The 23,713-nt window shown below is 60.2% G+C and carries 23 protein-coding genes and 6 tRNA genes; 11 read left to right on the top strand and 18 right to left on the bottom strand.

Annotated elements, in window-relative coordinates:
* The first annotated feature begins 128 nt into the window (after positions 1-128).
* The 7 genes from AB5Z02_RS04865 (at position 129) to pbpG (ending at position 5,732) form a co-directional block, all read left to right on the top strand.
* Positions 129-1,079, top strand: coding sequence for an AEC family transporter (locus AB5Z02_RS04865; RefSeq protein WP_201930718.1), 951 nt, complete (start codon positions 129-131; stop codon positions 1,077-1,079).
* A 62-nt stretch (positions 1,080-1,141) separates the two neighbouring features.
* A complete protein-coding gene (locus AB5Z02_RS04860) occupies positions 1,142-1,336 on the top strand; it encodes a heavy-metal-associated domain-containing protein (RefSeq protein ID WP_100654640.1) in 195 nt (64 codons plus the stop codon).
* Between the two features lie 130 nt (positions 1,337-1,466).
* Positions 1,467-2,525, top strand: a complete 1,059-nt coding sequence (gene ansB / locus AB5Z02_RS04855) for an L-asparaginase 2 (RefSeq protein WP_368215424.1) — start codon at positions 1,467-1,469, stop codon at positions 2,523-2,525.
* Positions 2,526-2,542: 17 nt separating this feature from the next.
* Positions 2,543-2,806, top strand: a complete 264-nt coding sequence (locus tag AB5Z02_RS04850) for a hypothetical protein (protein WP_146163541.1) — start codon at positions 2,543-2,545, stop codon at positions 2,804-2,806.
* Positions 2,769-4,061, top strand: coding sequence for a hemolysin family protein (locus AB5Z02_RS04845; protein WP_005336050.1), 1,293 nt, complete (start codon positions 2,769-2,771; stop codon positions 4,059-4,061). Before AB5Z02_RS04850 ends, AB5Z02_RS04845 begins: the two co-directional genes overlap by 38 nt.
* 18 nt (positions 4,062-4,079) lie before the next feature.
* Positions 4,080-4,745 (top strand): DedA family protein, encoded by a 666-nt coding sequence (locus AB5Z02_RS04840; protein ID WP_005343012.1) that lies wholly within the window; start codon positions 4,080-4,082, stop codon positions 4,743-4,745.
* 159 nt (positions 4,746-4,904) lie between these two features.
* The gene (gene pbpG / locus AB5Z02_RS04835; protein WP_368215423.1) at positions 4,905-5,732 is read left to right on the top strand and encodes a D-alanyl-D-alanine endopeptidase; all 828 of its coding nucleotides are present in this window, start codon (positions 4,905-4,907) and stop codon (positions 5,730-5,732) included.
* 343 nt (positions 5,733-6,075) lie between these two features.
* Here pbpG and AB5Z02_RS04830 read toward each other — a convergent pair.
* The 12 genes from AB5Z02_RS04830 to pncC form a co-directional block, all read right to left on the bottom strand.
* Positions 6,076-6,152, bottom strand: a tRNA-Arg gene (locus tag AB5Z02_RS04830).
* Positions 6,153-6,180: 28 nt separating this feature from the next.
* Positions 6,181-6,257, bottom strand: a tRNA-Arg gene (locus AB5Z02_RS04825).
* Between the two features lie 29 nt (positions 6,258-6,286).
* Positions 6,287-6,363, bottom strand: a tRNA-Arg gene (locus AB5Z02_RS04820).
* Between the two features lie 25 nt (positions 6,364-6,388).
* Positions 6,389-6,465 (bottom strand) — tRNA-Arg (locus AB5Z02_RS04815).
* 100 nt (positions 6,466-6,565) lie between these two features.
* Positions 6,566-6,642, bottom strand: a tRNA-Arg gene (locus AB5Z02_RS04810).
* A 3-nt stretch (positions 6,643-6,645) separates the two neighbouring features.
* Positions 6,646-6,738: transfer RNA gene (locus AB5Z02_RS04805), tRNA-Ser, on the bottom strand.
* 214 nt (positions 6,739-6,952) lie between these two features.
* Positions 6,953-7,141 (bottom strand): carbon storage regulator CsrA, encoded by a 189-nt coding sequence (gene csrA / locus AB5Z02_RS04800; RefSeq protein ID WP_005336053.1) that lies wholly within the window; start codon positions 7,139-7,141, stop codon positions 6,953-6,955.
* Between the two features lie 103 nt (positions 7,142-7,244).
* Positions 7,245-8,483 carry an aspartate kinase gene (locus AB5Z02_RS04795; protein WP_005336054.1) on the bottom strand — a complete coding sequence of 413 codons (1,239 nt, stop codon included), beginning with the start codon at positions 8,481-8,483 and terminating at the stop codon, positions 7,245-7,247.
* Between the two features lie 16 nt (positions 8,484-8,499).
* Positions 8,500-11,124 (bottom strand): alanine--tRNA ligase, encoded by a 2,625-nt coding sequence (gene alaS, locus AB5Z02_RS04790; protein ID WP_005336056.1) that lies wholly within the window; start codon positions 11,122-11,124, stop codon positions 8,500-8,502.
* Between the two features lie 295 nt (positions 11,125-11,419).
* Positions 11,420-11,920: a regulatory protein RecX gene (locus AB5Z02_RS04785; RefSeq protein ID WP_368215434.1), complete on the bottom strand. Its 501-nt coding sequence runs from the start codon at positions 11,918-11,920 to the stop codon at positions 11,420-11,422.
* A 44-nt stretch (positions 11,921-11,964) separates the two neighbouring features.
* On the bottom strand, positions 11,965-13,029 hold the full coding sequence (gene recA, locus AB5Z02_RS04780; protein WP_005348744.1) for a recombinase RecA: 1,065 nt from the start codon (positions 13,027-13,029) through the stop codon (positions 11,965-11,967).
* An 80-nt stretch (positions 13,030-13,109) separates the two neighbouring features.
* Positions 13,110-13,601 carry a nicotinamide-nucleotide amidase gene (pncC, locus tag AB5Z02_RS04775; RefSeq protein ID WP_139430204.1) on the bottom strand — a complete coding sequence of 164 codons (492 nt, stop codon included), beginning with the start codon at positions 13,599-13,601 and terminating at the stop codon, positions 13,110-13,112.
* Positions 13,602-13,923: 322 nt separating this feature from the next.
* On the opposite strand from pncC, the gene mutS reads away from it, so the two are divergent.
* Positions 13,924-16,443 carry a DNA mismatch repair protein MutS gene (mutS, locus tag AB5Z02_RS04770; RefSeq protein ID WP_320546203.1) on the top strand — a complete coding sequence of 840 codons (2,520 nt, stop codon included), beginning with the start codon at positions 13,924-13,926 and terminating at the stop codon, positions 16,441-16,443.
* 90 nt (positions 16,444-16,533) lie between these two features.
* On the opposite strand, the gene AB5Z02_RS04765 is transcribed toward mutS, so the two are convergent.
* The 4 genes from AB5Z02_RS04765 to AB5Z02_RS04750 all read right to left on the bottom strand — a co-directional run bounded on the left by AB5Z02_RS04765 (position 16,534) and on the right by AB5Z02_RS04750 (position 19,732).
* Positions 16,534-17,397, bottom strand: coding sequence for a patatin family protein (locus tag AB5Z02_RS04765; protein WP_320545469.1), 864 nt, complete (start codon positions 17,395-17,397; stop codon positions 16,534-16,536).
* Between the two features lie 277 nt (positions 17,398-17,674).
* Positions 17,675-18,574, bottom strand: a complete 900-nt coding sequence (locus AB5Z02_RS04760; RefSeq protein ID WP_245130923.1) for a hypothetical protein — start codon at positions 18,572-18,574, stop codon at positions 17,675-17,677.
* Between the two features lie 74 nt (positions 18,575-18,648).
* Positions 18,649-19,338: an LrgB family protein gene (locus AB5Z02_RS04755; protein ID WP_005341581.1), complete on the bottom strand. Its 690-nt coding sequence runs from the start codon at positions 19,336-19,338 to the stop codon at positions 18,649-18,651.
* Entirely contained in the window at positions 19,331-19,732 is a 402-nt protein-coding gene (locus AB5Z02_RS04750) for a CidA/LrgA family protein (protein ID WP_088868378.1), read from the bottom strand. Before AB5Z02_RS04750 ends, AB5Z02_RS04755 begins: the two co-directional genes overlap by 8 nt.
* 134 nt (positions 19,733-19,866) lie before the next feature.
* On the opposite strand from AB5Z02_RS04750, the gene AB5Z02_RS04745 reads away from it, so the two are divergent.
* Positions 19,867-20,751, top strand: a complete 885-nt coding sequence (locus AB5Z02_RS04745; protein ID WP_368215420.1) for a LysR substrate-binding domain-containing protein — start codon at positions 19,867-19,869, stop codon at positions 20,749-20,751.
* Here AB5Z02_RS04745 and AB5Z02_RS04740 read toward each other — a convergent pair.
* Positions 20,745-21,629, bottom strand: coding sequence for a transporter substrate-binding domain-containing protein (locus AB5Z02_RS04740; RefSeq protein WP_368215418.1), 885 nt, complete (start codon positions 21,627-21,629; stop codon positions 20,745-20,747). The genes AB5Z02_RS04745 and AB5Z02_RS04740 overlap by 7 nt on opposite strands.
* 183 nt (positions 21,630-21,812) lie before the next feature.
* Positions 21,813-22,277, bottom strand: a complete 465-nt coding sequence (ybaK, locus tag AB5Z02_RS04735; protein ID WP_021231249.1) for a Cys-tRNA(Pro) deacylase — start codon at positions 22,275-22,277, stop codon at positions 21,813-21,815.
* Between the two features lie 219 nt (positions 22,278-22,496).
* On the opposite strand from ybaK, the gene AB5Z02_RS04730 reads away from it, so the two are divergent.
* On the top strand, positions 22,497-22,925 hold the full coding sequence (locus tag AB5Z02_RS04730; protein WP_113740401.1) for a GNAT family N-acetyltransferase: 429 nt from the start codon (positions 22,497-22,499) through the stop codon (positions 22,923-22,925).
* Entirely contained in the window at positions 22,925-23,467 is a 543-nt protein-coding gene (locus tag AB5Z02_RS04725) for a GNAT family N-acetyltransferase (protein ID WP_267513549.1), read from the top strand. The genes AB5Z02_RS04730 and AB5Z02_RS04725 overlap by 1 nt, the downstream gene beginning before the upstream one ends.
* The last annotated feature ends 246 nt before the right edge of the window (positions 23,468-23,713 follow it).

Here is a 23,713-nt window from a genome sequence, read left to right as displayed (position 1 = left end):
CACTGGGGCTTGGCGCAGGCGGTGGAAATTGCCCACATTGTTGTGATTAACCCCTGTGAATACAAGCCCATGGCGTTAGAATGCCCTTTTTGCCCCGCTTCGGACGGCGCATCAGGAGGACGCCCACCATGGATCTGCTGGCCAGTCTGCTCTTCTCCCTCTCCATCACAGGCCCCATCTGCGTGATCCTGCTGCTCGGCATCTGGCTCAAGCGGCTGGGGCTGCTGCCGGAGCCTTTCACCGAATCCGCCTCCCGGCTGGTGTTTCAGGTCACTCTGCCCGCCCTGCTCTTTCTCAGCATTCTGGGCACCAACTTCGCCACCATGCCGAGCCCCTGGTTTATCGGTTACGGCCTGCTCGCCACCGTCGCCAGCTATCTGGTGCTGGAGCTGCTGGCGGGCCGCTTTATCGGCGAGCAGCGACTGCGCGGCATCTTCGTGCAGGGGAGTTTTCGCGGCAACAGCGCCATCATAGGGCTCGCCTACGTGCAAAACGCCTATGGCCACGAGGGGCTGGGGGCTGCAGCGCTCTACGTCGGCGCGGTCACCGTGCTCTACAACATCCTCGCGGTCATCACCCTCACCCGCAGCCTCGGCGGCGCCACCGGCATCCGCCCCATCCTGCTCGGCATCATCAAGAATCCGCTCATCATCGCCATCGTGGCGGCCCTTCCCTTCAGCCTGCTCGGCATCAAGATGCCGCAGCTGCTGCTCACCACCGGCAGCTACTTCGCCAACATGACGTTGCCGCTGGCGCTGCTCTGCACCGGCGCCTCCCTCAGTCTCGGCGCCCTGCGCGGCGGGGCGGCGCTGACCGGCTGGGCCAGCGTGATGCGGCTCTGCCTCATTCCAGCGGTGTTCACTCTGGGGGCGGCCCTGCTCGGCTTCAGCCATCTGGAGCTCGGCATCCTGTTTCTGATCAGCGCCACCCCGACTGCCGCCGCCAGCTATGTGATGACCCGCGCCATGGGGGGCGACAGCGTGCTGGCCGCGAACATCATCGCCACCACCACCCTTGGCTCGCTGGTCACTACCAGCCTCGGGGCGACTCTGATGAATTACCTCGGTCTGATGTACTGACGGCTTGACCTTGCCGGAGGCGGCAGCTTTAGGCTGGCGCTCATCAACAGAGGAGATATTCCATGACCATCGAACTCACCGTGTCCGGCATGTCCTGTGGTGGCTGCGCCGCCAGTCTGCAAAAAGCGCTGCTGGCCCAGCCTGCGGTCACCACCGCGACCGTCGATTTCGCCAGCAGCAAGGCCGTCATCGAGAGCGATCTGAGCAAGGCCGAGCTGATCGCCCTGATCGAAGCCAAGGGTTTTTCTGCGAGTTAAATTATCTCCATAGAGGTATAAAACAGGTTAAAAATCTGTACTCACCTGTCTTTTGGTGAGTTTTATCACAGACCCGGGTTATTAAACGGGCAAACTTGCTGCGATTATTCCAACCATAAGGATTTGCAGCATGACCCTACCGATCCGCAAGACCCTGCTCGCCGCCGTCGTCGGCCTGACCCTCTCCCCCATGGCAATGGCCCTGCCCAACGTGCATATTCTGGCCACCGGCGGCACCATTGCCGGGGCAGGCCAGTCGGCTACCCAGTCCAACTACGAGGCAGGCAAGGTGGCCATTGAAACCCTGATCGCCGCCGTGCCCGAGATGAAGAAAGTGGCCGATGTGCAGGGTGAGCAGGTGGTGAAGATCGGCTCCCAGGACATGAACGACGAGGTGTGGCTCAAGCTGGCCAAACGGGTCAACGAGCTGCTGGCCAAGGATGACGTGGATGGCATTGTCATCACCCACGGCACCGACACCATGGAAGAGACCGCCTACTTCCTCAATCTGACCGTCAAGAGCGACAAGCCGGTGGTACTGGTTGGCGCCATGCGCCCCTCCACCGCCATGAGTGCCGATGGCCCGCTCAACCTCTACAACGCCGTGGTGACCGCCTCCGACCCCGCCTCCAAAGGCCGTGGCGTGATGGTGGCGATGAACGACACCGTGCTCGATGCCCGTGACGTCACCAAGACCAACACCACCGGGGTGCAGACCTTCACCTCCCCCAACTTCGGCCCACTGGGTTACATCCACAACGGCAAGATCGACTATCAACGCAGCCCGGCCCGTCTGCACACCAGCAAGACGCCGTTTGACGTGAGCAAGCTCGACAAGCTGCCGCAAGTTGGCATCGTCTACAGCTACGCCAACGCCACCGACTTGCCGGCCAAGGCGATGGTGGATGCCAAGTTCGACGGCATCGTCAGCGCCGGGGTGGGCAACGGCAACCTCTACCACACCCTGTTCGACACCCTGGCCAAGGCGAGCAAGGATGGCATCCGGGTAGTGCGCTCCGCCCGCGTACCGACCGGCGCCACCACCCTGGATGCCGAGATCGATGATGCCAAGTACGGGTTCGTGGCCTCCGGCACTCTCAACCCGCAGAAGGCGCGGGTGCTGCTGATGCTCTCCCTGACCCAGAGCAAGGATCCGGCCCAGATCCAGCGCTGGTTCCAACAGTTCTGATAACGGTTGTCTGAACCATGACAAGCAAGGGCGGGACTTCCCGCCCTTTTCCCTCCTGCAATGCTGCCTCGCCCATTACGCCGTTTGGCGTGGTCATCCTTCCCTTTTCCAGCCATCTTTTCCAGCTATCACAAAGCGCTGTCATCAAATTAGCGAGCCGGATCACCCGCTTTCACAAGCGCATCGCCGCCAAATTCATTACACTGCCAGCGATCTTATCCACTCAAGGAGTGCTGTTGCTGTATGGAAATATTGATCCTGCTGGGATTGATTTTGCTTAATGGCGTCTTCGCCATGTCAGAAATCGCCATCGTCACCGCACGCAAGGCTCGCCTCGGCAAGCTTGCCTCTGAAGGCAATCGCTCCGCCGCCATTGCCCTCAAACTGGGCGAAGACCCGACCCATTTTCTCTCTGCCGTCCAAATCGGCATTACCAGCATCGGCCTGCTCAACGGTATCTACGGCGAATCCCTGCTGGCCCAGCCCTTCTCCCTCTGGTTGCAGGAGTGGGGGCTCCCCGCCAAGAGCAGTGGCCTGATCGCCACCATCATAGTGGTGGTGGTGGTTACTTATCTCTCCATCGTGGTAGGGGAGCTGGTGCCCAAGCGCCTCGGCCAGCTCAATGCCGAGCGCATCGCCTGTCTGGTGGCCCGCCCCATGCACTGGCTCGCCACCCTGACCCGCCCCTTCGTCTGGCTGCTGTCGGCCTCCACCAATGCCAGTCTGCGGCTGCTGCGGGTCAACCAGAACGGCAGCGCCAACGTTACCGAGGAGGAGATCCACGCCATGCTGGTGGAGGGCTCTGAAGCCGGGGTGATCGAGGATCATGAACACACCATGCTGCGCAACGTCTTCCGTCTCGACGAGCGCAGCCTCTCCTCCCTGATGGTGCCGCGCAGCGATATCCGCTATCTGGATCTGGCACTGCCGCTGGAGACCAACCTGCAGCGGCTGGTGGAGTATCGCCACAGCTATTTTCCGGTCTGCGACGGCAACCTGTCAGAATTGGTGGGTATCATCAATGTCAGCAAGGTGCTGCACGCCTATATCAAGGGGGAGCCCATCGATCTGGCTGCCCTGACCCAGGAGGGCAGCCTGCTGCCCGAGACCCTCAACGGCGTCGAGCTGCTCAACCACTTCCGCACCCACAGCGAACAGATGGCGCTGGTGGTTGACGAATATGGCGAGCTGCAGGGACTGGTCACCCAGCAGGATCTGCTGGAGGCGCTGGCGGGGGATTTCCAGCAGGAGGATGGCGAGGACAACTGGGCATTCCGGCGCGCCGACGGCAGCTGGCTGCTCGATGGCCTGATCCCGCTGCCGGAGTTGAAGGACTGTCTGGAGCTGGTTCGTCTGCCAGAAGAAGAAAAACATCACTATCACACCCTCGGAGGGCTTATCATGCTGCTCCTTGGTCGTGTTCCACAAACCGGAGACCTGGTGACACTGGAACAGTGGCAACTGGAAATTGTTGACATGGATGGCCTGCGCATCGACAAGGTGCTCGCCATGCCCTTGACCGATCAACCCAGCTAACCTGCGGAGTTTGCAAGTATGGAGCAGTTTTACCAACTGGCTCACGCCTTTATGAATCACGATCTGAACACACTTTCCGATCCCAAGATGGCCTTCATGATCTGTGGTGTGATTCTGACGTTTCTGGTACTGGAAAACGGATTCATCCCTACCGCCTTTCTGCCCGGTGACAGCCTGCTGATCCTCACCGGCGTGCTCATCTATCAGGATGTGTTGTCTCTCGGGGTGATCCCGCTGTTAATCATGGCTACCTTTGTCGGCACCTGGCTCGGTTACATGCAGGGGCGCTTTCTCGGCCACACCCAGCTCTACCATCGGCTGATGTCCCACGTGGAAGAGCGGCACCAACAGAAGGTCTACCACCTGCTGGACAAGTACGGGATCATCACCCTGATCACCGCGCGCTATATCGCCTTCGTGCGCACCGCCTACCCCTACATCGTCGGTGCCACCGAGCTGCCCCAGGGGCGCTTCCTCATCGTCAATCTGATCAGCTCCATCATGTGGATCTGCCCGCTGGTCGGGTTTGGCTACTACCTGAGCCACACCAAGCTGGCCGCCGAATACCAGACCCAGTTCTTCAACATCATCATCTATCTGCCGGTGGCCCTGCTGGTGGGTGGCATGGTGGCGCTGGTCTGGCGCTGGATCAGCAAACGCAGGGCCGCGCAGCCGCGGGATTGACCCCTCGCCCAACGCCCGACCCGAAAGCCCTCGCCAGAGGGCTTTTTTGATCGCCAATTTTGCGCAAATAGCAGAAATAGTCCCGCTCGGCCCTTGTAAAGCCGGGGTAAAAATGAGTGAATCTAGCGCCTTTTTTTGGATGGGAATGGAGTCGGTTGTATGTGGTGTCGGATTCGCGCAGCAGCGCTGGTTGTCGGGTTGATGGGAATGCTGGGATTGCCTGCGGTCAGCGCGGCACCCAACCCATCCAAACTGGAAGTACGCTCAAGCAGCGCCCTGGTCGTGGATGTAAAAACGGGCAAGACGCTCTACCAGAAGAATGCCACCAAGGTGCGTCCCATCGCCTCCCTTACCAAGCTGATGACAGCGCTGGTGGTGCTGGATGCCAAACAGAATCTCAACCAGACCATTACGGTCGACAAGAACGATCTGGATCGGGTCAAACACACTCATTCCCGCATCCGCATGGGCACCAAGGTGACCCGCCGTGACGCCCTGCATCTGGCGCTGATGTCCTCCGAAAACCGGATGGCCTCGGCACTGGCGCGTCACTATCCGGGCGGTCGCAGCGCCTTCGTGCGGGCCATGAACAACAAGGCCAGACAGCTGGGTATGCGAAATACCCACTTCTACGACTCCACCGGCCTCTCCACCCGCAACGTATCTACCGCCCAGGATCTCGGCAAGCTGGCCGCCGCCGCCTATCGTCAGCCGCTGATCCGTCAGTTCACTCAGGATGAGAACCGGGAGATGCGCTTCAGCGCCCCCGCCTACAGCTTGATGTTCAACAACACCAACCCGCTGGTGAAAAACCCGGATTGGGACGTACGCCTCTCCAAGACCGGCTTCACTGACGAAGCGGGGCGCTGTCTGGTGATGCGCGCCAAACCGGACAGCCGCGAGCTCGCCATCGTGCTGCTCAACTCGGTGGGCAAACGCACCCCCATCGGCGATGCCAACCGCATTCGCAAATGGCTGAAAAGCTGAGTAATGCTCTCAATACCAAAGGATGCCGCGGCATCCTTTTTTATTGCCCGCAGAACGCCTCGGCAGGCCCTGCAGGATGTTGATGAGCGAATCCTGAGGATGAGCTGCGCGGCATCTGCCGTTGCAACAGCAGGCATACAGCACGCGTGTAGAGAAGGCAAAGGGTGGCAAGGGGTTGCACCGTTCAGAAGAACTGTGCGCAATCACAGACAGGGGAAGAAATGAGGACAAGAACAGCCAGGTAAAAGGGCGATCCACCCGCAACAGCGCACGGGGATCCGCACCAAAAAGTTAAATATCGCCCATAAAAAAACAGCCCCGACCGAAGTCGAGGCTGTCTGTATGGTGCGCCCGAGAGGATTCGAACCTCTGACCACCTGGTTCGTAGCCAGGTACTCTATCCAGCTGAGCTACGGGCGCTCATAAACTTTTGGTACTGCTTGAAATATGGTGCGCCCGAGAGGATTCGAACCTCTGACCACCTGGTTCGTAGCCAGGTACTCTATCCAGCTGAGCTACGGGCGCTCACAAACTTTTGTGTACTGCTTGAAAAATGGTGCGCCCGAGAGGATTCGAACCTCTGACCACCTGGTTCGTAGCCAGGTACTCTATCCAGCTGAGCTACGGGCGCTCATAAATCGTTGTGTCGTTTTAAATGGTGCGCCCGAGAGGATTCGAACCTCTGACCACCTGGTTCGTAGCCAGGTACTCTATCCAGCTGAGCTACGGGCGCCCTGTTTTAAAACGATAAAAAAAGCTTACTTATCAGTAAGCCTTTTCCAAAGTGTCGACTTGCTGATGGTCAACACATGACTCTTGCTTGAGTCGTAATATGGTGCGCCCGAGAGGATTCGAACCTCTGACCACCTGGTTCGTAGCCAGGTACTCTATCCAGCTGAGCTACGGGCGCAAATGGCGGAGAAGGGGGGATTCGAACCCCCGATGCGGGTATAAGCCGCATACTCCCTTAGCAGGGGAGCGCCTTCAGCCTCTCGGCCACCTCTCCGTTTGCGGGGCTGATAATACTTCACAGGGATTTTTAGTCAAACACTTTTTTGGAGAAAAAAGTGCGTTCGCTCAGCATTTGGTCAAAGCGTGGAATATTCAAACAATATCGGCACTTATCCCGCAGATTCGCGCCCTGCAGGGCGATTTCCGGGGGCCGGAAAAAACAAAAGGCGACACATAAGGTGTCGCCTTGTCACAGCCATGAAAGTGGCTTAGAAGCCCGGTTGGCCCGGAACTTTCTCGGCCTGGATGCGCTGGTAGATCTCTTCGCGGTGTACGGAGACCTCTTTCGGCGCGTTAACACCGATACGGACCTGGTTGCCTTTAACGCCCAGTACGGTGACAGTCACTTCATCACCAATCATCAGGGTTTCCCCAACACGACGAGTCAAAATAAGCATTCGCTTGCTCCTGTATCCTGTTTTGTTTTTATATCGATATGCGACATTATCTAACAAAGATACCGATATGGTAAATGGTTGAAACTAAATCAATCAGAGATTGTTAGCCCAAGGGCTGCTCTTGCGGTGCCTGATCCAACCCGAAAGCCGCGTGCAGGGCTCGCACCGCCAGCTCCAGATACTTCTCGTCAATTACCACAGAGATTTTGATTTCAGAGGTCGAGATCAACTGCATGTTGATCCCCTCCTCGCCCAATACCTTGAACATGGTGCGCGCAACACCGGGATGGTTCCACATGCCGACACCGACAATGGAGACCTTGGCAATCTCGCCATTTCCCTGCACGCAGGAGGCGCCAAGTTCGGTGGCGGTCTCCTCCAGCAGTGCCCGGGCGCGGCGATAGTCGTCACGATTCACCGTGAAGGTGAAGTCGGCGGTACCATCTCCCAGGGTGTTCTGCACAATCATGTCGACATCAATGTTGGCGTCGCTGATCGGATTCAGGATCTGCGCGGCAACGGTTGGTCTGTCCGGCACGCCCAGAATGGTCAGGCTGGCCTCGTTGCGGTTAAAAGCGATCCCGGATACCAGGGGAGCTTCCATCCTATCACCTCCATATGTGATTAAGGTTCCCTCTCCATCGATAAAGCTCGACAGCACCCGCAGCGGGACGCGGTACTTGCCCGCAAACTCCACCGATCGGATCTGCAACACCTTGGCACCGAGACTTGCCATCTCCAGCATCTCCTCGAAGGTGATGGTGTCGAGACGACGCGCCTTGGGCTCGATGCGCGGATCCGTGGTGTATACCCCATCCACATCGGTAAAGATCTGGCACTCATCGGCCTTGATGGCCGCCGCCACGGCAACCGCCGTGGTATCCGAACCGCCGCGGCCCAGCGTCGTGATGGCGTTATGCTCGTCACGGCCCTGGAAACCGGCAATCACCACCACCTTGCCCGCAGCCAGTTCGGCATGAACCAGCTCGGTGTCGATGTGGGTGATGCGCGCCTTGCCATAGGCGGAATCGGTGTGAATCCGTACCTGATCACCGGTCATTGAGACCGCAGGACAACCGCGTTTGTTCAACGCGATGGCCAGCAGCGCTATGGTGACCTGCTCACCGGTGGAGACCAGTACATCCATCTCCCGCCGGTTGGCATCAGGATCCAGTTGCTGGGCCATGCCCAGCAACCGGTTGGTTTCGCCCGACATGGCGGAGACAACCACCACCACGTCGTGTCCCTGGGCGCGGGTCTGCTCGACCCGCTCAGCTACCGCCTCGATCCGCTCCAGTGTGCCGACCGAGGTGCCGCCGTACTTCTGTACATAGAGTGCCACAGATCACCTCGCCCGATTACAGGCGCTCTTCCAGCCAGGAGTGAACGGATTGCAGCGCTGCCGGCACCGCCTCAGGCTGGGTACCACCCGCCTGTGCCATGTCCGGACGGCCACCGCCCTTGCCACCCACCTGCTGGGCAACCAGATTGACCAACTCACCGGCCTTGACCTTGCCGGTCAGGTCGTTGGTGACACCGGCGATCAGGTTGACCTTGCCGTCGGCACAGGTTGCCAGCAACACAACACCGGACTTCATCTGGTTCTTCAGCTCGTCCAGCATGCCGCGCAGGGATTTCGGATCGGCACCTTCCAGCGCTGCAACCAGCACCTTCTGACCGTTGATCTCGATCACCTGACCCAGCAGGTCGTTACCGGCCTGAGCGGCCAGTTTGGCCTTGAGCTGCTCCAGCTCGCGCTCCATCATCTTGGCCTTGTCCAGCATCTGGCGAACCTTGTCGGCGATGCAGAACTGGTCGCCTTTCACCAGGGCAGCAGCCTCTTCGATCTGCTCGCCAACCTGATGCATGAAGTCGATGGCGGCTTTGCCGGTCACCGCTTCGATACGGCGCACGCCAGCTGCGATACCGCTCTCGGCGATGATCTTGAAGAAGCCGATATCACCGGTGCGCTTGGCGTGAGTACCGCCGCACAGCTCGGTGGAGTAGTCACCCATACGCACCACGCGCACGTCGTCTTCATATTTTTCACCAAACAGCGCCATGGCACCGGCGGACTTGGCCGCTTCCAGATCCATCAGCTGGGTGGTGATTTCGTGGTTGGCGCGGATCTGGTTGTTGACCAGCTCCTCGACCCGGCGAATGGTCGCCATGGTCAGCCCCTCGAAGTGGGAGAAGTCAAAGCGCATGCGCTCAGCCCCAACCAGAGAACCTTTCTGGGTGACATGCTCGCCCAGTGCCTGACGCAGGGCAGCGTGCAGCAGGTGAGTCACGGAGTGGTTCAGGGCGATGGCCTGACGACGGTCAGCGTCAACCACGGCTTCCACTTCGGCGCCCTTCTCTAGGGTGCCCAGCTCCATGTAGCCCTTGTGGATAATCGCCTTGCCCGCTTTCAGGGTGTCGGTCACGGCAAAGATGCCGTCGTCCACTTTCAGGGTACCGCTGTCGCCAATCTGGCCGCCGGACTCGGCGTAGAAGGGGGTCTCTTCCAACACGATGACCGCTTCGTCACCTGCGATAAGACCGCTCACCTCTTCCACACCCTTGTAGATACCGACCACGCGGGTACGCTCGGTCAGGGTCTTGTAACCGGTGAAGGGGGTCTCGAAGTCGAGCTTGAGCATCTCGTTGTAGTTCACGCCGAAGCTGGAGGCCTCTTTGGCGCGAGCACGCTGCTTCTCCATCTCGGCCTTGAAGCCCTCTTCGTCGATGCCGATCTCGCGCTCGCGCACCACGTCGGCAGTCAGGTCGGCCGGGAAGCCGTAAGTGTCATAGAGCTTGAACACCACCTCACCCGGAATCACCTTGGCATCGCCGAGATTGGCCAGAGCGTCTTCCAGCAGCAGCAGACCACGATCCAGGGTGCGGACGAACTGCTCCTCTTCGATACGCAGCACGCGCTCGACCAGCGGCAGCTGGGCGATCAGCTCGGCAGCGACATCCTTCATCTGCACGGCCAGCTCGGCAGCCAGTTTGTAGAAGAAGACATCGGTCGCACCCAGCTTGCGACCGTGACGCACGGCGCGGCGGATGATGCGACGCAACACATAGCCACGACCTTCGTTGGACGGCATCACGCCATCTGCCACCAGGAAGGCGCAGGAGCGGATGTGGTCAGCGATGACGCGCAGGGACTGGTTGCTCAGATCGGTGGTGCCGACAATCTCGGCCGCTTTCTTGATCAGCGCCTGGAAGATGTCGATTTCGTAGTTGGAGTGGACACCCTGCATGATGGCGGAGATACGCTCCAGACCCATACCGGTATCAACAGACGGACGCGGCAGCGGCTCCATGGTGCCGTCAGCCTGACGGTTGAACTGCATGAAGACCACGTTCCAGATCTCGATGAAACGGTCACCATCCTCTTCCGGTGAGCCGGGACGGCCACCCCAGATGTGATCGCCGTGGTCATAGAAGATCTCGGTGCAGGGACCACACGGGCCGGTATCGCCCATCGCCCAGAAGTTGTCAGAAGCGTAAGGGGCACCCTTGTTGTCACCGATGCGGACGATGCGATCGGCCGGCACACCGACCTCTTTTTCCCAGATATCGAAAGCTTCATCGTCAGTCGCGTAGACGGTCACCAGCAGGCGATCTTTCGGCAGCTGCAGCACCTCGGTCAGGAAGCCCCATGCAAACTTGATGGCATCCTGCTTGAAGTAGTCACCGAAGCTGAAGTTGCCCAGCATTTCAAAGAAGGTGTGGTGACGAGCGGTATAGCCGACGTTTTCCAGATCATTGTGCTTACCACCGGCACGCACGCAACGCTGGGAAGTCGTCGCGCGATTGTAGGCACGCTTGTCTGCGCCAAGGAACACATCCTTGAACTGGTTCATACCCGCGTTGGTAAACAACAGGGTCGGGTCGTTATGCGGTACCAGCGAGCTGGAGGAGACAACCTGGTGCCCCTGGGAACGGAAATACTCGAGAAACGCAGCGCGAATCTCTGACGTGGACATATACATGGAAAATCCTGCTTGATTCGAATACGGACTTTTAACCGCATTAATGTAAGTTTTCTGCGGGGTAAAGTAAAACGGACAGGGCCGCCACGGGCGAAAAAGCGCACATAAACGGGCCAGAAAAGAGCGGCACCGCCTACAGTGGCTTTTTCCACTGTCGAGAGGCAAAAAAGCAGCGCATAAAGAGGGATGAGATGAACAAAAGGCGGCTTTTTCGGGATTGCTTACGCAAGCTACTGAGCGGGCAGGGAAAACCTGCCACAAGGAGAGGTGAAACGACGTTTGTCACGCAGTGGCGTTACTCCTCCCGCTCCTGCAGGGCAGAGATGGCATAACGTGCCTGATCCTGGGTAAAGCCGCGCCCCAGCAGGTACTTGAGCCACTTCATCCGCAGCTTGAAATCCGCCAGATCGGCCACCCGGGCGCGCCGTTCTAGCAGGGCAAACGCCAGTTCGAACCAGTCCAGCTCCGGCTGATCGAATGCGGCATCAATCTGCATATCGTCGAGCCCCTTGCGGCGCAGATCGAAGCGGATCTTGATGGGGCCATGCCCCTTGGCGGCACCGGCCCGTACTGCCATACCGCCGTAACGTTCGTCATTGACCCAGTTGTAACCGCGGCAGTAGTCGACCACCACCTCGATCACCTCTTCATTGAAGCCCTGCTGGCGCAGCCGGTTGGCCAGCTCTGACTCGGCACTCTCGCGGCGGGCCAGACTGCGCATGGCATAGCCGCGGGCCGCAGCCAGTTGTTCTTCAAAGGCGAGTTCGACAGGTTTGTCAGCAGATTCATCAACCATCATAAATAACAAGGCCGGGTATCTACCCGGCCTTCCTTTGTTCCTTATTCGAACTCTTGTTCGCTTTCGGCATCGAACTCGTCTGCCTCAACCGGTGCAGCCTTGTCATCGACTGGCACGGCCCCGGAGAGCAGCAGCTCGCGCAGGCGGGCTTCCACTTCGCCAGCCATCACCTTGTTCTCGGCGAACAGCTTCATCACGTTGGCCTTGCCCTGACCGATCTTCTCGCCGTTGTAGCTGTACCAGGCGCCGGCCTTGTCGATCAGCTTGTGCTTGACGCCGAGATCCACCAGCTCGCCCTCTTTGGAGATACCGGCACCGTAGAAGATCTGGAATTCAGCCTGCTTGAAGGGCGGGGCAACTTTGTTCTTGACCACTTTGACGCGAGTCTCGTTACCGACCACTTCGTCGCCTTCCTTGATGGCGCCGATACGACGGATATCCAGACGCACGGAGGCGTAAAACTTGAGCGCGTTACCACCGGTAGTGGTCTCCGGGCTACCGAACATGACGCCGATCTTCATCCGGATCTGGTTGATGAAGATGCACAGGCAGTTGGCGTTCTTGATGTTGGCAGTCAGCTTGCGCAGCGCCTGGGACATCAGACGGGCCTGCAGACCAACGTGGGAGTCACCCATCTCCCCTTCGATTTCCGCTTTCGGCGTCAGGGCCGCCACGGAGTCGACGATGATGACGTCAACCGCGTTGGAGCGAACCAGCATGTCGCAGATCTCCAGCGCCTGTTCACCGGTATCCGGCTGAGAGATGAGCAGGTCGTCGACGTTGACGCCCAGCTTGGCAGCATAGATAGGGTCGAGGGCGTGTTCCGCATCGACGAAGGCACAGGTTTTGCCCTTCTTCTGGGCTTCCGCGATCACCTGCAGGGTGAGGGTAGTTTTACCGGAAGATTCCGGGCCGTAGATTTCGACGATACGGCCACACGGCAGACCGCCAATGCCCAGCGCCACGTCCAGCGAGAGGGAACCGGTAGAGATGGCTTCGATATCCATGGTCTTGCTGTCGCCCAGACGCATGATGGAACCTTTGCCGAACTGCTTTTCAATCTGACCCAGCGCAGCCGCCAGTGCCTTCTGTTTGTTCTGATCCATGCCAATCTCCGCTGGAAATCGTGAGTAAGAAGTGAAGTTGGACTAAGTATACTGTCTATTCATACAGTATCAAGCCCAATTTATCTGAGCAGGGCCAACAGACCCGACAAGGCCTGTCTCACCGCCTGCTGGCGTACCTGTCGGCGATCTCCGTCGAAGCGGGCGAGCAGGGAGTGGTGACGACCGTTGCGGTCGGCCCAGGCGAACCAGACGGTGCCGACCGGCTTGCCCTCGGTGGCGCCGCCGGGGCCGGCGATGCCACTGATAGCAACGCTGATGGAGGCAGACGAGTGCGCCAGCGCGCCGCGGGCCATCTCCAGCACCACCGCCTCGCTCACTGCACCGTGCTGATCCAGGCTCTCGCTGCTCACCCCCAACATCTGCTGCTTGGCCTCGTTGGTGTAGGTGACAAATCCGCGATCGAACCAGCCGGAGCTGCCCGCGATGTCGGTGATGGCGCTGGCCACCCCGCCGCCGGTACAGGATTCGGCGGTCGCCGCCAGCCAGCCCCGCTGGCCAAGGGCCCGTCCCAGCTCGATGGCAAGGTGCTCTATCTCTGCATCCAGTTTCATCACGACTCCTTCTGATCCGCTCAAGAGGCACATTATGCGATCCCGCTAGCGCCGCCCGCAACCACGGCAGACCGCCCTTGCCTGCCGCAATTTGCGGTGCCGCACCTGTGTCATGCCTTCAATAGTGCAGAACAACCGCGCCCGGAACACCCGCTCCCCCGGCGCGGCGCTTATGTGTAGAATGGCGCCATCAAGCTCAAGGCTCATCACCGCAGACACTGGCCCGCAGAGGCCCCTTCTGGAACAGAACATGACCGCACAACACCAAGCCAGCGGCGCCACCAGCTCCGCTCCCGGCGCCAATCTGAGCGCCCACACCCCCATGATGCAGCAGTACCTTGGCCTCAAGGCCGAGAACCCGGAGATCCTGCTGTTCTACCGGATGGGCGACTTCTACGAGTTGTTCTATGACGATGCCCGCAAGGCCTCCCAGCTGCTCGATATCTCCCTGACCAAGCGCGGTCAGTCGGCGGGCAGCCCCATCCCGATGGCGGGGGTGCCCTATCACGCTATCGAAGGGTATCTGGCCAAGCTGGTGCAGCTCGGCGAATCCGCCGCCATCTGCGAACAGGTGGGGGATCCCGCCACCAGCAAGGGGCCGGTGGAGCGCAAGGTCATTCGCATCATCACCCCGGGTACCGTCTCCGACGAGGCGCTGCTCAGCGAGCGACAGGACAACCTGATCGCCGCCGTCTACCACGATGGCCGCCGCTTCGGCTACGGCACCATGGACATCGGCTCCGGCCGCTTCTTCATCAACCAGTTCGAGAAGGAAGAGACCCTGCTGGCAGAGCTGCAACGCACCAATCCGGCCGAGCTGCTCTACCCCGAATCGTTCGAATTCCTGCACCATATAGAGGGTCGCCGCGGCCTGCGTCGCCGCCCGGAGTGGGAGTTTGAGCTGGGCACCGCTCGCAAGCTACTCTGCCAGCAGTTCGGTACCCAGGATCTGGTGGGATTTGGCGTCGACAAGAGCGAGACCGCCCTGTGCGCCGCCGGTTGCCTGATGCAGTACGTCAAAGATACCCAGCGCACCGCCCTGCCCCACATCCGCAACGTGCGCCTTGAGCAGCCGGATCATGCGGTCATCATGGATGCCGCCACCCGCCGCAATCTGGAGCTGACCCAGAATCTGGCCGGTGGCTACGAAAATACCCTGGCCGAGGTGCTGGATCGCACCGCTACCCCCATGGGCAGCCGCCTGCTCAAGCGCTGGATCCACCAGCCGATCCGCGATCGGGTGATCCTGAAAGGCCGCCAGAGCACCATCAAGGAGCTCATTGAGCAGAACCTCTACGATGAACTGGGCAGCCTGCTGCGTCAGGTGGGGGATGTGGAGCGGGTGCTGGCTCGTCTCGCCCTGCGTTCGGCCCGTCCGCGCGACCTCACCCGTCTGCGTCAGGCCTTCGCCCAGCTGCCCGATTTGCAGCGCCTGCTGGCAGATAACGAACACGAAGCGGTGCAGCAGCTGGCCGAGCGCGCCAGCACCTTCCCCGAGCTGCTCGACCTGCTGGAGCGCGCGGTGATGGAGGTGCCGCCAGTGCTGATCCGCGATGGTGGCGTGATCCGTGACGGCTTCAATCAGGAGCTGGACGAGCTGCGGGATCTCGCCAACGGCGCCACCGCCAGCCTCGCCCGCATCGAGGAGCGGGAGAAGCTGCTGACCGGCATCAATACCCTCAAGGTGGGCTACAACAAGGTGCACGGCTTCTACATTGAGGTGAGCCGCGCCAACAGCCATCTGGTGCCGGCCCACTACATCCGCCGCCAGACCCTCAAGAACAACGAACGCTACATCATCGATGAGCTGAAGAAGTACGAGGACAAGGTACTCACAGCCCAGTCCCAGGCGCTGGCGCTGGAGAAACGGCTCTACGAAGAGCTGCTCGATGCCCTGCTGCCCCACCTCGGCGATCTGCAGGATTCCGCAGCCGCACTGGCAGAGCTGGACGTGCTGGCCAATCTGGCCGAGCGGGCCGAGACCCTCGACTATCGCTGCCCGACCCTCATCGACGAGGATCAGATCATCATTGAAGCAGGCCGCCATCCGGTGGTTGAGCAGGTGATGACCGACCCCTTTATCGCCAACCCGATCCGGCTGGAGCGGGAGCGGCGGATGCTGATCATCACAGGTCCCAACATGGGCGGTAAATCCACCTATATGCGCCAGACCGCGCTGATCGTGCTGCTGGCCCACATCGGTGCCTTCGTCCCCGCCGACAGCGCCCGCATCGGCCCCATCGACCGCATCTTTACCCGCATCGGGGCATCGGACGATCTCGCCTCCGGCCGCTCCACCTTTATGGTGGAGATGACCGAGACTGCCAATATCCTCAACAACGCCACCGCCCGCAGTCTGGTGCTGATGGACGAAATTGGCCGCGGCACCAGCACCTACGACGGCCTCTCGCTGGCGTGGGCCTGTGCAGAGCAACTAGCAAGCAAGATCGGCGCCTACACCCTGTTTGCCACCCACTACTTCGAGCTGACCCGCTTGCCGGAGCTGATGAGCGGGCTGGCCAACGTCCACCTCGATGCGGTGGAGCACGGCGACACCATCGCCTTTATGCACGCGGTGCAGGAAGGGGCTGCCAGCCGCTCCTACGGTCTGCAAGTTGCCGCACTGGCGGGGGTGCCGAAATCGGTAATCCAGCAGGCCCGCCACAAGCTGCATGAGCTGGAAAGCGCCACCCCGGTGGCCGCCGGTGAAAGCCGCCCGGCCCCGGTGGCCATGGCGCCCCATCGCCATCCGGTAGTCGATGAGCTGGAAGCGGTGCGCCCGGACGAGCTCACCCCGCGACAGGCGCTGGATCTGCTCTATCGCCTCAAGCAGATGCTGTAACCAGCGACTGCCGCACAAGCATGCAAAAGGGGAACCGCGAGGTTCCCCTTTTTATGTTCAACGCATCACATTCAGCACCCGGCAAACCAGTCAGGCCACCGCTCGCGCCTCTCCACGGGCCCGCAGCAGGCTCTGGCGCCCCTGCCAGTAGCCCTGCAGATAACCGGACTCCAGCTTGACCGGATCCTGGGTAAAACGGGAGACCATGAAATCGGCCGGTGGCGCGATCACCTCGATCTCGCAATCGGCAGGGGGATTGGCGATGAAATCGAGCGCTTGGTTGTAGGCGCGATCCCGCTCCAGCATGGCTTGCGCCAGTGCAGGCTGGGTTTTCAGCAAGGCTTTGACCATCCAGCAGAAACGGGCCGGCTTCTTGCGATAGCCCCAGGGTTCTGACAGCACCACCGTCATCCGCCGCGCCCCGCGACGATAGGCCTCGATCACCGGAATGGAGTCGCTGATCCCGCCATCGGCCATCGGGCGACCATCGACGCAGGGGGTATCGTGCTGCACCACCGGCAGGGCGCAGGTAGCGGTCAGCACCTCATCCATGTTGTCGGGCCGCACCGGCAGATAGATGGCCTTGCCGCTCACCACATCGGTCGCCACCGCGTAGAAGGGAATGTCGCGGGCGCAGAAAGTGTCGAGATCGAGCGGGAAGCGATGGCGACTGGCCTGCCACAGCCAACCGATATCCACCAGATCGCCCCCTTTGACGAAACGCAGGGGATCGAGAAAACGGGAGCTGCAAGCCAGTTCGGTGATGATGTGGTGACTACGGCGCGGCTGCTCGCTCAGGTAGGAGACCAGATTGGTGGCACCGGCCGAGACGCCCATGACGAAATCGAACGGGTAGTGGTGACTTTCGACAAACGCATCGAGCACGCCGCTGGCAAAGATGCCGCGCATCGCGCCCCCTTCGACAATCAGGGCGCAAGAGTGGGGATTAAACATAACAAGGCTCCGTCAGCTGTAATACCTGCCGGGATCGATCCCGGCCCAGTGATGGACGCCTTCATGCAGAACATCAAGACGCCGCAGCAGGACGATTCAGGCTCACTCGCACAAGCCAGAAGCGGGCAGGAGCAAACCTGAACCGTGAAGCGACCCCCAGTATATGCAGCGCACCAACCTTCAAAAAATGAATTTAAATAATAAAAAACATGCCTTATTGGCATGATTAAGCACATCAGCAGAGACGGCCCTTTATCCGGTAACAGCACCATCAGGATCAAGGCAGCCCGGGCCCGAACGTCCCGTCGACGGGGTTATAGTGGTAGGCCCGATAATCAAAATCCACCTTATCAAGGCGCGGATTGGCCAACTCGAACAACAGGCGCTTGGGGAGCTGCGCCTGCTCGAGGGAAGGTTTGAAGTGGCGCAGCCAGAGCTGTTGCAACGAGCCATCCCGCCACGCCAGCTTGAGCCCGACCGAGAGGCGGCGGATGGCGGCCTGATTATCCTTGTGGGTGTAGAAGAGGTGGAGGAAGGGATAGTGCAGCGCCACTCGCCGATCCACGGTGAGGCCGGGCAGATCACTGTGCTGCTCCTGCTCGATAAAGAGCTCGTTGGCACCGCGGCAGAAGAGGTCGATGCGGCCACGGGCCACCAGCTTGAACAGCCGCTCGTAACCGTCGATTTCCTGCACCTTGAATCCCCCATGACGCAGGATCTCCGCATCCTGCCAGCCACGTCCCTGCCCGTGCAGAAATTGCTGCAGCTCGGCCAGGGTATTGACCCTTGCCACCGCATCGGCCTGCTGCGGACTGACAAAGCAGATGCGATAACCGAGGATACCCAGCTCCACCGGAAAACGGACGTAATCCAGCGCTCCGCTCTCTGCGGCCGGACGCAGACTGTCGGCCACAAACAGATTGGGGTATTGCTGAGTCTGCACAATCTGTCGCATCCGGATACGGTTCATCGGCGGCGCGGTCCGCAGCTCGTAGTCACCGAAGCTATCGCGGGTCTTCTCCAGCGCCAGCTGCAACAGATCGCGAAAATAGAGGGTACGCAAGTCCCGATCGCTCTCGGGGCTGATATGAGTGATGACGTCGCTCGCCCGTAGGGGAGTGGCAAGGAGGGAAAGGCTGCACAGCAGCAAGCAGGAAGCGAGGCGATGAAAGGTCATACTGCTCATCCCGGAAATACAGGCTCACTAGAGTGTAGCGCCGGGACAAGCCGCCTTCTAAAGGGAAGCCAGGCCTACCAGAACATCCGGCCCAGCAGGGGCGCCAGCAGCACGGTCACCATGCCGGCAATCATCATCACCATGCTGGAGACCACCCCCTCCTCATTACCCATCTGATAGGCCCTGGCAGTTCCAGCGCCGTGGGCCGAGGCGCCAAACCCCGCCCCCTTGCCTAGACGGCTGCGAATGGCCAGCACGGTCAGCACGCTCTCCCCTACCGCCATGCCGATGACGCCGGTCAGCACCACAAACAGCGCAGTGAGATCGCTCTGACCGCCGATGGCGCGGGTCGCCTCCACCGCAAACGGCGTAGTGATGGAGCGCATCGCCAGACTGCGTTGCAGCATGTCGGAGAGATCCAGCCAGCGGGCCAGCAGCACGGTACTCCCCACCGCCATGATGACCGATGCGACCACCCCCACCGACAGCGACAACCAGTGGCGACGTATGAGCTGGCGGTTCTCGTAGACCGGCACCGCGAAGGCGACGGTAGCGGGGCCCAGCAGCCAGAGCAGCCAGTGGGATTCCGCCATGTAATCCTGATAGGGGATGTGGAACAGCAGCACTACCGCCACCAGCAGGGTCGGCGCCAGCAGCAGCGGCATCAGCGGCAGAATGCGTTTCTTGCCGTAGAGCCATTTGCTGGCGTAGTAGAAGAGCAGGGTGAGGGCGAAACAGATCAACCCGAGCAGGGTATCAGACATGACGGCGACTCCGGCGGGCCAGTTTCAGTTCGAGGCGGTAAACCCGGTCCACCACCAGCGCCGTGGTGCCGAGCACTAGCGTAGTGCTCACCAGCAGCACCACCATGATGCGCCACCCCTCCTGCAACAACAGATCCTGATAGTTGACCACCGCCACCACGGCGGGCACGAAGAAGAGCAGCATCTCCGCCAGCAACCAGCGGGCCCCCGCCTCAAACCACTGCGCCTTGACCACCCCGAGCAGGATGCAGGCCAGCAGCAACAGCATGCCGGTGAGGTTGGCGGGCAGCGGCAGATGGAGGGTACGCACCGCGGTATCGGCCAGCAGCCAGATGGCTGCCAGCAACACAATCTGGAAGGGAGTCTGTAACCAGCGCAAGCAGAGGGCTTTCATGATCATCGTCTTTCTGTGAACCGGCTCACAGTATAGAGTTGAGCAAAACCTGCCAGAAATGAATTAAAATTATCAAATTCATGCCGCATAGGCATGCTTCATCCCGCACCCGCCAACACGAGTCGAGAGAGTCCATGGATATTCGCGCCCTGCGCTATTTTGTCGAACTGGTGCGGGAAAAAAGCTTCACCCGCGCCTCTGAAAAGCTGTTCGTCACCCAGCCCACCATCAGCAAGATGATCCGCAATATCGAAGAGGAGCTGGGCCAACCCCTGCTCAACCGGGAAGGACGCCGCTTCACCCTGACCGACAGCGGCCAGGTGCTGTTCAACCGGGCCCAGACCATATTGGCAGAGATGCAGCAGCTGGAGGCCGAACTGGCGGATCTGCAGAGCCTGCAACATGGTCGCCTCACCCTCGGCATTCCCCCCATGGTGGGTCACGTCTATGCGGACCTGATCCGCGCCTACCGCACCCGCTATCCCAAGGTGGAGCTGACCCTGGTGGAGTACGGCGGTCGCCGCATTGAACAGGCGGTGCTGGAGGGGGAGCTGGATCTCGCCATCACCATGCTGCCGACCAAAGAGGGGGGCGCCCTCAGCGCGCTGGAGCTGGATCAATACCCGATCCGGGTAGTGCTGCCAGATCAACCGCGCTGGCATGGCGAGGCACCGCTGCGGCTGGAGTCCCTGCAGGAGGAGCCCTTCCTGCTCTATACCCAAGCATTTACCCTGAGCGAGCGGCTGGAGCAGGCGTGTCAGGAGGCGGGCTTTGTGCCACAGCTGGCGGCGCGCAGCAGCCAGTGGGATTTTCTCACCGCCATGGTACGCAGCGGCATGGGGGTCGCCTTCTTGCCGGAGCCGGTCTGCAACCGGCTGACTCCGGATGGTCTGGTGCTGCGGCCGCTGGAGCCCGAATTGAGCTGGCGACTCGGGGTGATCTGGCCGAGTGAGCGCTATCTCTCCCGCACTGCCGAGGCTTGGCTGGCCCTCTGCCGCCAGCGGCAGGCACCTCAGTAATCGCCGAAGCGATCGGTCTGCGGATTGTAGAAGTAGGGGCGGTAATCGAAGCTGATCCCGTCGAGGAAGGGATTATCCAGTCGCAACAGCCGGCGCTGGGAGAGCTTGGCAAAGGCGATGGCCGGGCCAAAGCTCTTGCGCCACAGCGCCTGTAGCGAACCATCCTGCCACGCCAGCTGCAACCCCCGCTCGACCCGCTTGAGCGCCTCGCGATTGTTGGGATTGGTGTAGAAGACCCGAGGCAGCGGGTAGTAGATCAACAGCGCATCATCCACCAGCAGATCCGTCATCTCCTTGTGGGTCAGCTGCTCGCTGCGCAGCTCGCTCACCCCGCGGCAGAAGAGATCGAAGCGACCCCGCGCCACCATTTTGAACAGCTTTTCGTACCCCTCCACCTCCACCACCTCCATCCCGGCGTAGCGCAGGATATCCACATCCAGCCACCCCTTGCCCTGACCGAAGGTAAACTGCCGCAGCCCCTTGAGGTCGGTCACTTTGCTCACCGCCCCCTTTTGCTGCGGGCTGACAAAACAGATGCGGTAGCTGACGATCCCCAGATGGATGGGAAAACGGACATAGGCGAGCCCCAGATCCTCGCGGGTGCTGCTGTAGCTGTCCATTACAAAGAGGTTGGGATAGCTGTCGAGCTGCATGCTGAGCCGCTCGCGCGCCTTGGTCATGGGCGGCGCAGGCTCCAGCAGATAGTCGCCAAACTGCTCACGGGTCTTGTCGAGGGCGAGCCGCAGCAGCTCCCGATCATAAGTGGTACGCGGATCCCGCTCGCTCTCCGGGCTGATATAGGTAAACCGGGTGGCCGCCTGTCCGGTCAGCGACAACACGCAGAGCAGAGCGGCAGCCAGCAGATGCAGGGGTGACATAAACCGCGCCTTGGCTGAAAGGGTACTTTCAGTGTAGCCCTGAGCGTGGGCACCCCACCTTGGCGCGGCCTGTGCGAGGATAAGCAACACGACAAACAGGGGGATGCGGGCAGATATCCTCACGAGTCACATCGCCTCCGGGCCGCCACAGGCCCGGAGGGCAGGTTCATACCGTGCCCGGCACTACTCTTCGCCGATGGGAGCGGCAATCCACTTCATCAGCGTCAGCATATCCTGCGGCGCCACCCCGACCGAGAGGCCGCGCTTGCCGCCGCTCACCAGGATCTCGTCAAACTGCAGCGCCGACTCGTCGAGCACAGTGGGCAACAATTTCTTCTGGCCCAGCGGGCTGATGCCACCCACCTTGTAACCGGTCAGCTTCTCCGCTTCCGCCGGTTTCATCATCTCCACCTTCTTGAGGCCAGTCGCCTTGGCCAGCTGTTTCAGACTGCACATGCCGGATGAGGGAACGATGGCCACCACCGCCTGCTTGTCGTGATGGGCGACCAGAGTCTTGAACACCTGCGCCTCCGGCAGCCCGAGCTGGGTCGCGGCATGCTTGCCGAAATCGTCGTGGGCTTCGCACTCGTAGGGGTAGAGCTTGTGGGGGATTTTGAGCTTCTTCAGCAGGTTGATGGCAGGAGTCATGATGGTTGCCTTGAATCGAATCGCATAAAAACAAGGCCAAACAGTCTGCGCCTCACTCTGGGGTGATGCAAGGGGGGATGGAAGTTGCAAGGGCCATTGACTGGCCCCCATACCATGCACGCTTGGTGGCGAGCGACCAGAACACTTGACCAAACAGAGTCCAAACGGGTATTGCTTTAACCCTTTGCCGCCACCACAACCCATACCGCAGGAGCCCATATGCAACTCACCCCACCCCAACCGCCTCAGGACGATGAGATCGAAGCGCTGCGCATTGGCCTGACGGGCTACAACGTAAGCCAGGCAGGCCCTCAACTGTACGAACTTCGGCGCGAGCGGATCGCCAGCTTTATCAAGGATAAAGAGGGCAAGGTACACGGCGGCATCATTGCCGACATCAAGTGGGGCTGGCTGCACGTCGACTGGCTCTGGATCGACGAAAGCATCCGCCGCGATGGCTGGGGCGGCCGCCTGCTCGGCGCCATGGAGCAGTACGCCCAAAGCAAGGGCATCAGCAACTACCATCTGGAAACCACCAGTTTTCAGGCCCTCCCCTTCTACCAGAAGCAGGGTTACGAAGTCTTTGGCCAGCTGCCCGATATGCCGCCGGGGCATATCAGTTACTTTCTGAAAAAGCAGGGTAAGTGATGGCACTCCCGCGCCTTGCCAACACTCAACTCGTGATCCGTCCATTCGAAGCGGGCGATACCGACGAGTTTGTCCGCGCGGCCCACGAATCGATCGAGACGGTCGGCCAATGGATGAGCTGGTGCTCCCGTTCATTTACCCGGGAAAGTGCACTGGAGTGGTTTGCCAGCTGCGATCTGGATTGTGCGGCGGGACGAGCCTTTGACATGGGCATTTTCTGCGCCACCACCGGCCAACTGCTGGGTGGCGCAGGAATCAACCAGCTGTCACCCCATCATCGCTACGGCAATATCGGTTACTGGGTACGTCAATCCCGCCAAGGCTGTTGTATCGCCCGACAGGCGGTCGCCCTGCTCCGTGACTTTGGCTTTCAGCAGTTGGGACTATTTCGGCTGGAGATCGTGATGGGAATCGGCAACAGCGCCAGCGAAGCTGTTGCCATCGCCGCCGGGACTACCTTTGAATGCCGGGCAAGAAACCGCATCTTCCTACATGGCCAGCCTATGGATGCACATATCTATGCCCTTGTTCCCGTAGAATGAATCTTTTAGCGGCACCTATTTCACTGGTTTACCTGAGGTGATTTAACGGTGGTTATGCTCCTCCCTCTCAGATTCTAATTATTCAGAAAGTAAGGGTGATGTAATTCAAATACATGAGGAACCTCAAGTTTAGCCCGCGCATTAATGATTATAAAATAGTTAGAAAATGTTCTACATATCACACGTTGATGAAATACCTCTTGCTTTTCTATAGCAATGTGCATTTTACTATCTTTAACATGATAT

The sequence above is a fragment of the Aeromonas sp. R2-3 genome (genome assembly GCF_040908375.1).
Lineage (GTDB): Bacteria > Pseudomonadota > Gammaproteobacteria > Enterobacterales > Aeromonadaceae > Aeromonas > Aeromonas veronii.
This window is presented reverse-complemented; position numbering and strand designations above follow the sequence as displayed.